Consider the following 10300-nt stretch of genomic DNA (forward strand, 5'->3'; position numbering starts at 1 on the left):
CCTAAGCAAGCTACAAGTTTTTGCTATACAAATAAAAAACTTGACAAACTACTCCCAATATTTGAACTTGAACAATATTAAAAGAGGAGAACTCGATCATGACTTTATCACTTTTTTTAGCTAAGCTTTTTGGAGTCTATATGTTAATCGCAGCTACCATTTGGGCTACTCGCAAAAAGGAACTTGAAGGAATTATAAAAGAGCTCATTGCTTCCAAAGCTCTTTTATTCTACAGCAGCCTATTCGACCTCTTGATGGGCCTTGCTATTGTCATCGGGCACCCTATTTGGGAGGCCAACTGGAGAGGACTTATCACACTCATTGGCTACCTATTAACATTTAGAGGTATCATTCGCTTTGCATTTACTGCTCAGGTACAAAAATTTGCTACAGGCTTTATCCGATATGGTTACTGGATTGCCTTTACTGTATGGCTGCTCTTAGGTCTCTGCTTCGTATATCACGGTTTTGAGCTATAAACTATTTGCTTGAGAAAATGCTGCAAGCTCCCTAGACTGCAACCATCTCATACGCCATAAGTATAGAATAAATGTACTAAAATGCATGAAACTCAAAACAAGCCAAAACTGATCGGCTTCAATATGAACCTTTTCAATGGCAACATATACAAGAAGAAAACCATTGATCCAGTTAATACCTCCCATAAAAAATAAAAACCTTGTATCCTTAAATGCTAAAACATAACCAAGAGGAACAAAACCAAAGGCAAAGAAAGCAAAAGAGAGCCAAATCCCTAAAAAAATCTTTTGTATTGCAGTCTCATCAAGTTCAATTCCCGGAAATAAAAAATAAAATGCATCCGCATAGAACCATACAAGAGGGATGCCAACAATAGCTACAATAACTGCTGTTAAGAATAACCCTGATTTAAAAGCATTACGCAATAATAAGTAGGCTTTTGCTCCAATAATTTGTGAAACTAGAGTTGTTTGGGCTTGACAAATAGCCTCTCCCAAAAAAGGGAGGAAAATAAATAGCGTACCACCAATAGAAAAAATTAATAAATAATCTCCACCTTTAACTGTCATTAATTGAGCAACTGTTGCACCGCTTGTAAACGTCAAAATACGATTCAAGGCACGAAGTAACCCGGGATGAATACATTCCCAAAACAACTTAGATTGAAAATGCCATGCACGAGAGTTAAAAAGAGCTGTATTCTTTAAATTTATAAAGACAAAAAATAAGACTAAACAAAATCCCCCCTGAGCAATTAACGTGCTTATAATACCCCCTATAAGCCCCAAACCAGAAAACACACCTTCCACACCCAATATGAAAAAGTAAGCACTTAACAATTTAATTAGTTGCGATCCTATCGTTACAAATAGAACTAAGCGTACTTTTTTCTGTCCAAGAAAAAAACAGGAAAGACAAGCTCCCAAGGGAAAAAGAAAGCCCACGCCAATCAAATAATAATAGTAAGATAGCCCCATGTCTTCAATGTGGGTACCATGAAAATAGAACTTCCCGTAAAGAACACTCAAAGGCACAACAACAACAACAGAGAGACAAGAAAACCAAATAAACTGCCACACACCTGGCCCAATTGCCCTATATTCGAGAGCACCGCACCACCTTCCTACATATACTTGGGCCATCATAGCCAAAGCCACGCAGGGCCCTTGAAGAACTTGGCAAGCAAAAGTTGCACTTACGGCCACTTCCATTACTTCAGCAGAAACTCGTGCAAAAAGTAATTTTTCTACAAACAAACTAATGCACGTAGAAAATGTCATAAGCAATATAGGGAAAAAGAGAAAAACAATTTCTCTTAATCCCCCTTTTGCATGAGAATATTCTTTTTCTGATAATTTCATTTCAATTCATGTTTATCTTCGGAGAACACGCAAGCCTTCCGCAATGCATAATTAGATGAAGCACATCATCAATTGAAGCAGCTGGTGTAAGCGGACCACAAAGCGCCCAATTTTCACAGTGCCATCCCTCTTCTGTTATTGTAACAACAAAGGGTTGGTGCTTAATTGATAGATCAGGAAGAACAAAGGTCACATAAAAATCTCCTTCATTTTCTCCCTCACGTAAAATGTAGAGGTAAGGAGTTTTTCTACCTCTTAAAAGCTTTTCAGCCTTTAATCCCGACAAACGTCCATACCATGCTGGATGACCTTTAATTTCTTGTATAATAGAACTATCATTTACTTGCTCAACAGAACTACTATTGACATGTTCTTTTAATACACTCGACATATTAAACTCCTTTTTTCTGTTTAAAGCTCCTGAGGACATTAAAAGGTCCGCAAGGAACTCTGTAAAATACGCACAAATCTTTTTTAACTAATGCTTGATTGGGTTGATAAACTAATGGAATAATTGGCATTTCCTGACATAGCACTTCTTCTGCCTTCATTAAACAAAAGGAACGCTGAAACGGGTTAATTTCTTGATCACTTAAGTCGAGAAAATGTTTGAAATCATAATGTTCCCACCTTGCAACGTTAATCTCTTCTCCAACATATTTAAACGCATTCAGTGTATAAATAGGATCATCAATCCAAGAATTCCAGTGCATTAAACTCATTTGAAAATCTCCCTTGACCGCAACTCTATTAAAAAGAGTGTTCCAAGAAAGAGGTTCTAAATGACACTTAATCCCAAGCCCTTCCTCGATTTGTTTTTTCAAACAATTCGCTATATACTCTCCAATACCTTTTTGGTAAAAAGGCAAAGTCACTGATGAAAAATCTTTGGAAGATATTCCCAATTCTTCTAAGGCCTCTTGCAATAATACACGTGCTTTTTCTTTATCATATTCAGGAAACTTAGGATGTTGATTTCCCGAATAAAACGGAAGCAATGGTGAATAGGCAGGACTTAATGGAAGAAATGAACTTGCAGTAAGCTCTGCACGCCTTATAGCATAAGCAAACGCTCTTCGTAACTTCGGATGATGAAAAGGTGGACGAGATGTATTAAACACACACCAATACACTAAACTATTAGGATAAGTCACTATGCGATCTTCTTTCCCAGGAACATAAAAAGAATGCCACGTTCCAAACGGACTTCCAACCCAATCCACTTCATTCTTATGAAAAGCATGAATTGCCTGGTGGGGCGTCATGAGACTCATAATGATTTGATCCCAGTAAATACGAGATAACTCCCAATAAAAAGGGTTTCTAACAAGATGATAACCCTGACTAGAATCATTAATTTTAAGCTGAAAAGGGCCATTACAAGGATAGTTAGCTTGACTTTGATAAGGCCATTGCGGATGTTGCTGATCAATTAGACGATGAATCGGTGAATAAACAGAATGCGCTGTCATCTGTAAAAAATAGTGAGTAGGCCTCTCAAGAACTACTTTCAGCGTTCTCGCATCAATAACCTGAATCCCTACCTGATCTAAAGAAACTTTCCCTTCTTTGGCATCTTTAGCATTTTTTATAGGATCAAAGAAGCTGGCAAAAGAGGTTTTAAAATCGGGAGAAAGAATTTTTTTCCAAGCATACTCAAAATCATAGGCAGTAACAGGAGATCCATCATTCCATTGAGAATAACGTAATTTGAAAACATACTCTTTCAAATCCTTAGAAACTTCAATTGATTCAGCAACGGCATTTTCAACAGCGCCATTTTGATCAAAGCGAGTAAGACCTTCAAAAAGAAATCTCAACACATTACCCGAAACAGACTCCCCACCAATGCGAGGATCTAAGGAAACCATTAAATATTCCAACCCAATCCTTAAGATCTGTTGATCCTTCATCTGCAATTGCCACTTATGCAAAGCTTCTTGAAGACTATGAACAAATACTTCCGTCTCGTCACTAGAAGATAACAAAGCACAATTAAAAAAAGTCCCTTCCGATATATCTATGACGTTATATGCTATATCCGTCATCTTGAAAGCAACTTCTTGAAGTACAGAAGATATAACTTCTTTAAAAGAAGCTTCTCTACCATGTGCAACAAGAAATATTTTATCTTCTTCATGATAGATTTTAAAAGAGTAAAACGAGCCAGGTAACAATCTCTTGCGACGCTCTTCTAAAAAATAATTAAAGAGTGAAACAAGAAATTTTTCTTGTAGGAGAAATTGTTTCTCTAAGGGAATCAGAGCGTAAAAAAATGTTTCTAAGAGTTCAAGATCACTACTCGTAATTCCAGGAAATTGATCTTTAAGCTGATGTAAAAGCTCCTGCTGCTTAATGAGGATCCCTCCATTGTAGTCACGAAACTCGCCAATGGCAGAGGTGACAAGAGAAACCACTTTTTGACGTGCAGAATAAAAATCTAAAGAACCATCAGATCTAAGCAAGCTCGCATCACGAGGAAGATGGATGCGAAAGATATGTGCCTCTACAGGATGGTTATCGATATGCTTCACTGTTAAAGCCTTTTCAGGCACAAATGAGGCATCAAAAAAGCGCTCTTTTAGAGAAAAGCGATGAAAGGGCATGATGTAGACCAGCATCACACGAAAGATAATCTCTTTACCCGTTTGCTGATCTAAAACGATATATACCTGAGGTAGATCTTGAATGGTTTGAATCTCTTGGCTTAACACAAGAACATTTTTATAGATCTCTTCTTCATTGGATCTCATAAATATACTTGGAGAAAGCTTTTGGATGCTCTTTCTGATTTTTTCTTCCAAGCTGTTTTTCAAGATTTGCTGTTCAGCAAGAGAAAAAGGAAGCCCCTCTTTTTTCTCAATCTCAAGATAAAACATCTTTAGATTTTTATGCTGAGAAGTATGACAATAAGAGCTCTCCCTTACTATCCTCAGTTGAGGAAGGCTTTTTTGGAGGGCAAGAAGAACGTTCTCCTCGTCAAAAAGCTCATATCGATCCATGATATTAAAGCCAACAACACAGCCAAGAACAGGTCTTGTAAAAAACGGGAATGTCAAGTAAGTAGGAATCCATCTGATTTCAAGATGCCTTGCATGCGGCGCAAACGTCGCTGTACGTAGCAGTTTTTTCTGCATGAGGTGTATTGACAAAACCAAGCGAAAAAGATGCGTTGCATTCCGGTGATCTAAGTACTTTTTCGTAGCAACCAGATAAAAAAGAAAAAGATCATTAAAGATAGAGTTCTCTACCTGCTGTGGAAAACGCGCTAACCACCTTTGCAATTTTCTATAAACAGGATTGAACGAAGGGTGAAAGGAAACGGGCAAACCACCTGGATTCATCTCTGGATTCTGTTCAAACTCTGCTTGAAGAACTATCATAACTCTCACACATAATTAAAAACTTTACACGAACTTTAATAATTCCTTGCAAAATATGCAAGCAAAAAAAACATTTGTTTATCGAATTTTAACAAAATCGCGCTTAAAATCGTCTGAGGACACTCTGCTTTAATTTTTATTTCCAATCTGAGCCTCTTAAGACAAACATACTTATTTCTATTTTTATTCACTTTTAGGAAAATCAGTGTGCCAAAAGCACACATATTTGAAAAGTAAAAACTTTACTAAAAAGCGCGCTACACTTATTTTTTTCAGCATAAAACTTTAGGTTAACAATAAAACAAGCCCTGATATAGCCATAAATAGGGATAACATAATTTTTGCAAATTGATCTCCCTTTTTAATGGCTATGTGAGATCCAATATGCGTGCCGATACTCGCACCAATAAGCCCTGAAATACCATGAGACCATACAACCAAGCCCTGGAGACTTAAAAGAACAAACAAAATCACTGATTGTACAGACTGAGCAATGCGCTTCGTAGCATTCGCTTCAAGGGTAGAAAGGCCAAAAAGAAGCATGAGAATAATCACAAGAATAATGCCAAGTCCTGTTCCAAAAAGCGTTTGCATAAAAGTAAAAAATGTATAAGCAATAAAACCTGTAATAAACCAGAGCCGAGAACGCTCTCCTGGTTGAAAAGATGCTTTACTGATAAATAAAGAAGGGATTAACAAGATTAAAATAATACCAATTATCTTTTGAAAAAACGAAGCATCGATTTGAGGAATAAGCCATGCTGAGGCCAAAGCGCAAATAAGTGTAATACTCATGAAGGGTATAGCAAGCTTTTTATTAATAAACCCCTTTCCCTTAAATGCACTAAGAGCCCCAAAAGAATTACCGACCCCACTTAATTTATTAGTAGCAAGAGCTTCTGCTGGCAAAAGTCCAATAAAAATATAATAGGGCATGGTAATAAAACCACCTCCACCACCACTAAGCCCACTTAAAATACCTGCTAGTAATGTAACAATAAATGTAAGAAAAACTAAAAAAATGTCCATAAAGGCAGTATAGCAGCGATACTAATTAACTATAATACAAACAAATTCTTTAGCGCATGCTTTGCAAATGGTGTGAGCTCATCTTGCTTGATTTGCTTAAGCGTAACCCAGCGCACCTCATCTTCAGGTACTAAGTCAGGCATTATACGTGATTCTAAAATTTTGTAAATAATACCAATGTGATGAAATAGGTATCTATTTTCACAACTACCATAGTCACCAACAAACGTTGCAATATTCACAAGCTTACATTGGACTACTTGCATAGCAGCTTCTTCTAACAATTCCCTCTTGAGCGTATCTTCTGGCGTTTCTCTAAATTCAATGCCGCCACCTGGTAGATCCCAAAGCCCTTTGTAAGGACCTGATTTTTTTAGTGTAAGCAATATTTTTGAATCTTGTAACAAGACCCCATAAGATCCATACCTTGTGACCTGTTTTATTTTACTGCTCATAACTTCCTTTACTTGAAACTTTGTTCTACATAGACTACAACACCAAAATATTAAAAAACATAATCACTTAATCTTATTAGCCTGAGTTTTGGGTTTAAATTGCTCAATCTTAGGGATCTTCTGGCAGCTTTTCAAGCTTTTTTGCTCGTTTATAGTTTTTGAATATGAACTTCGCAAAAATGATTGAAAACTTATCCAGAATCTCCTCTAATCTTGAACAATTTAAATTCAAAACTCAGGTTGTTATGAATAAATTTGTCAGAGTTGGCGTTGGTGCGCTCATTATTAAGGATGAAACCATTTTGATGGGATTTCGTTTAGGAAAACATGGAAAAGACTCTTGGAGCCTTCCAGGAGGACATTTAGAGTTTGGCGAAACCCCTGAAGAATGTGCTATAAGAGAAACTTTAGAAGAAACAGGTCTCTTCGTCTCTCAAGTCAAGCGTGGGCCTTGGATCAATGATTATTTTGCTGAAAGCCATTCTCATTATATCACTCTTTTAATGATTGCTCGATACGAGGGTGGAGAGCCAGAAGTTAAAGAAAAAGAAAAGTGTAAAATTTGGCAATGGTTTCCCTACGCCCAATTACCTACACCTCTTTTTCTTCCTATTCAAACATTTTTAAATTCTGGCTATAAATTTGATGATTTTTCTAAGTTATTTTAATTACTCATGTTATGCATGAGTTAATTAGTGAAAAAATTAGATTGCTCTGTTAGCATGCAGTGCTACAACAGTTTTAGGAGATATGATCATGAGTAGCCCAGCAAATAATGCAACCCAAATCCTAGCTGCAGCAAATGTTATTATGCGATTGTCTCAAGAAATTACTGGTCTATTAAAGCCTCTTTCTGAAGGTGAAAACTCAACTCAAGTAAATTCGGTATCTGCATTTGCTATCCAGATTATCTACAATGCATCTATCCGCCTAGATAATTTAGAATATTTACAAGAAGCTTCTAAACTACTTGAAAGCATTAAACAAAAAATTCTTTCAGATTCTGAACCTTCACCTTCTGCTAGTTTTGAAAAAGTTAATACATTGGCACAAACACTACAAACATTTAAATTAAATCAGATCGAGAACATCAAAGAAGCAGCCAAAAAAACCTTCTCTGAAGAGGAAATCATTCCCATATTTCTAGCCTCTAAAGAGGGACTTCTTAATTTAGACACAGTAATTCTCTCTTCAGGATCTTCGAAGAGCACTTCATCAAGTAGAATAGAACCTCCTTCATGAATTTTCCCTCTCTACAAGCCCCTTTAAGCCTAGAAATTCAAAAAGAATACTCTCGATTAACAAAACTCATATCTTCAATTCCTGCACCTTTGCGAATCTTAAAGAAAATAAAGGGAACTGGGGGAACAGTAAGTATAACGGACTTAATTGCCTATCAAATTGGATGGGGAAGCTTGGTGATTGGCTGGTATGATGCAGGAATAAGAGGTGAAACACCAAAAATGTCTGGAGAGGGCTTTACAAATTGGAACTATGTGGCCATTGCTCAGTATTTTTATCAAAAATACAACTTCAATAACGACAAAGACCTACAGACCAGGGCTTTCCTGCAAGTTTTCATGCGACTAATTACTATCGTCGAACAAGAATACCAAACCGGGAACCTAGACAAACTAGGGGTTTGGCCATGGTGTACACTACCATCGGGCAAGCAATGGCCACTTAGCAAATGGATCAAAGTCAATACCAGCTCCCCCTATAAAAGAGCTTTTACCCTAATTAACTCAGGTTACGCAAAAAACTATTTTTGATATATAGACATTACTATCTTCAGTAGCGTATTAATCTGTTTTTGTGCTACTTTTAAGTGGCATATGAACTATGAGGTCATGATGCTAAAGAAAACAATTCTAATAATTTATTTATTCTCTTTACTAAGCGTCTCTGCTGTTTATAGTAAAGTACTTGCAGTAAAAGACCTATGTTTGTTTGAAAAAGAAATCCAATCGCTAGACCACGATTCTCTTATTTTATTTGATATTGACTATACTATCCTAACTCCAGAAGATGCTGCCCTTAAGCCCTGCGGTAAAGGTTTAAGAAAAAAATTTCTACATAATTTAGATCCACAAAAAAGAGCACGACTTCAATCCATTCTTGGTATTGATGGAAAAGAAGAGCTAGTAGACCAAAAATCTCCTTTTCTTATTCAAAACATACAAGCAAGAGGTATTCCTGTTATTGCACTAACAGCCCTGGAAACAGGTACCTATGGAAAAATAATAAATATGGAAGATTGGAGACTCAATCGACTTAAACACTTTGGAATCGATTTTACGGTCTCATTTCAAGACTTTAACCCTCTCTATCTTACAGAACTTTCCCCCTATAACGATCATTATCCTCTATTTAAAAATGGTGTATTATTTACCAACCTTCGCCCCAAAGGCGAGGTCCTCACTACATTCTTACGAAAAATTGACTGGAAGCCAACAAAGCTCCTATTCATAGATGACTCTCTCTCACAAATACAATCTGTCGAATCCGCTGCAGAAGCCCTGGGCATCGAATTTATAGGATTCCACTATACGGCCACTGGAAATGCTTCCTGCAAACTTAATCAAACATTAGGCGAATTTCAATTTCAATATCTCATAGAGAATGAGAAATGGCTTCCAGACAAAGAAGCTATAAAAATCTTCAAAAATACAACCCCCTCAAGAAATTGAAGATACAATAAATGTTGTACACAACGTAAGGGCTCAGCTTTGAGGACATGAAGAGCTTTCTCGACCTTTGTTAGTTAAGGCCTTTGCAAGAGCTATTCCTTGCTCAATAGGATATTTTTGAATGTTTTTTTCCATTTTTCTATTTGCTTCGCTGATAATATCAATTTCTAATACATCAGAAAGACGCAAGAGATAAATAAATATATCGGCAATTTCTTCTGAGGCCGCTTGAAGTTGTTCCTTATCCAAAGAACTAGCCTGCACATCTGTAAGCCACATGAATACTTCCACAAGCTCCGCAGCTTCCACTGACAAGGCCATCGCTAAGTTTTTAGGAGATTGAAATCTATCCCAATTTCTTTCTTGGGTAAATTTTTTGTGAGCTTGCTGTATTTGCCAAATCGGATTCATTTCTTTCCTAACTTAACACAAATTTTTGGAATAAGAGATTGTCAAGAGTCCACCAATTCTAGAGAGAAACGCCATCTCCCCTCCCCTTTTTATTAGACTTCTTACGTAATTACATTTGCTTATTAAAATTGTCTTTTTTGGCATCTTTATCGTTAAATTTTTCAACCATATGTTCACATATGCTCTCAAAATTTATCAATAAATCTACTCAAAAACTTTCAATTTTTCTAAGCAAAGCTAATTATGCAAGAAGTCTATTGACATTTGCTGCCTATCCAAGGAAGTTAGTGTGCCAAAAATGTGCATAATTGAAAAGCTGAAACTTGAAATGAATGAAATAGCAAAAAGTCGTTCAAAAAATCTTATTTAACGTCAGCTCGATTTTTAACTAGGTTATTGTTAACAACTTAAGCTCTTGTTCATTAAAATTTAAAGCTGGTTTTTTGGGTTGTAATGTATAAGCAATTAACCCTGCAAATATATTAACAATG

General features: G+C 36.4%; 11 protein-coding genes. 5 read left to right on the forward strand and 6 right to left on the reverse strand.

The window, feature by feature from the left end; translation table 11 throughout:
- The first annotated feature begins 98 nt into the window (after positions 1-98).
- Entirely contained in the window at positions 99-479 is a 381-nt protein-coding gene (locus P4L16_07335; protein ID MDR3624933.1) for a hypothetical protein, read from the forward strand.
- Here the strand turns inward: P4L16_07335 and P4L16_07340 are convergent.
- The 5 genes from P4L16_07340 to P4L16_07360 all read right to left on the reverse strand — a co-directional run bounded on the left by P4L16_07340 (position 474) and on the right by P4L16_07360 (position 6708).
- Positions 474-1841 carry a hypothetical protein gene (locus tag P4L16_07340; GenBank protein MDR3624934.1) on the reverse strand — a complete coding sequence of 456 codons (1368 nt, stop codon included), beginning with the start codon at positions 1839-1841 and terminating at the stop codon, positions 474-476. The genes P4L16_07335 and P4L16_07340 overlap by 6 nt on opposite strands.
- A gap of 1 nt (position 1842) precedes the next feature.
- Positions 1843-2232, reverse strand: coding sequence for a hypothetical protein (locus tag P4L16_07345; GenBank protein ID MDR3624935.1), 390 nt, complete (start codon positions 2230-2232; stop codon positions 1843-1845).
- Position 2233: 1 nt separating this feature from the next.
- On the reverse strand, positions 2234-5224 hold the full coding sequence (locus P4L16_07350) for a peptide ABC transporter substrate-binding protein (GenBank protein ID MDR3624936.1): 2991 nt from the start codon (positions 5222-5224) through the stop codon (positions 2234-2236).
- A gap of 285 nt (positions 5225-5509) precedes the next feature.
- Positions 5510-6253 (reverse strand): sulfite exporter TauE/SafE family protein, encoded by a 744-nt coding sequence (locus P4L16_07355; protein MDR3624937.1) that lies wholly within the window; start codon positions 6251-6253, stop codon positions 5510-5512.
- A 29-nt stretch (positions 6254-6282) separates the two neighbouring features.
- The gene (locus P4L16_07360) at positions 6283-6708 is read right to left on the reverse strand and encodes an NUDIX domain-containing protein (GenBank protein ID MDR3624938.1); all 426 of its coding nucleotides are present in this window, start codon (positions 6706-6708) and stop codon (positions 6283-6285) included.
- A 245-nt stretch (positions 6709-6953) separates the two neighbouring features.
- Here P4L16_07360 and P4L16_07365 point away from each other — a divergent pair, with 245 nt between their 5' ends.
- The 4 genes from P4L16_07365 to P4L16_07380 all read left to right on the forward strand — a co-directional run bounded on the left by P4L16_07365 (position 6954) and on the right by P4L16_07380 (position 9398).
- Positions 6954-7376: an NUDIX domain-containing protein gene (locus P4L16_07365; protein ID MDR3624939.1), complete on the forward strand. Its 423-nt coding sequence runs from the start codon at positions 6954-6956 to the stop codon at positions 7374-7376.
- A gap of 88 nt (positions 7377-7464) precedes the next feature.
- The gene (locus P4L16_07370) at positions 7465-7950 is read left to right on the forward strand and encodes a hypothetical protein (protein MDR3624940.1); all 486 of its coding nucleotides are present in this window, start codon (positions 7465-7467) and stop codon (positions 7948-7950) included.
- Positions 7947-8480, forward strand: coding sequence for a ClbS/DfsB family four-helix bundle protein (locus P4L16_07375; GenBank protein ID MDR3624941.1), 534 nt, complete (start codon positions 7947-7949; stop codon positions 8478-8480). Before P4L16_07370 ends, P4L16_07375 begins: the two co-directional genes overlap by 4 nt.
- Before the next feature lie 78 nt (positions 8481-8558).
- A complete protein-coding gene (locus P4L16_07380) occupies positions 8559-9398 on the forward strand; it encodes a DUF2608 domain-containing protein (protein ID MDR3624942.1) in 840 nt (279 codons plus the stop codon).
- Between the two features lie 33 nt (positions 9399-9431).
- On the opposite strand, the gene P4L16_07385 is transcribed toward P4L16_07380, so the two are convergent.
- The gene (locus tag P4L16_07385; GenBank protein MDR3624943.1) at positions 9432-9809 is read right to left on the reverse strand and encodes a nucleotide pyrophosphohydrolase; all 378 of its coding nucleotides are present in this window, start codon (positions 9807-9809) and stop codon (positions 9432-9434) included.
- Positions 9810-10300: the final 491 nt, after the last annotated feature.

The sequence above is a fragment of the Chlamydiales bacterium genome (genome assembly GCA_031292375.1).
In the GTDB taxonomy this organism is placed as follows: domain Bacteria; phylum Chlamydiota; class Chlamydiia; order Chlamydiales; family VFKH01; genus JARLHF01.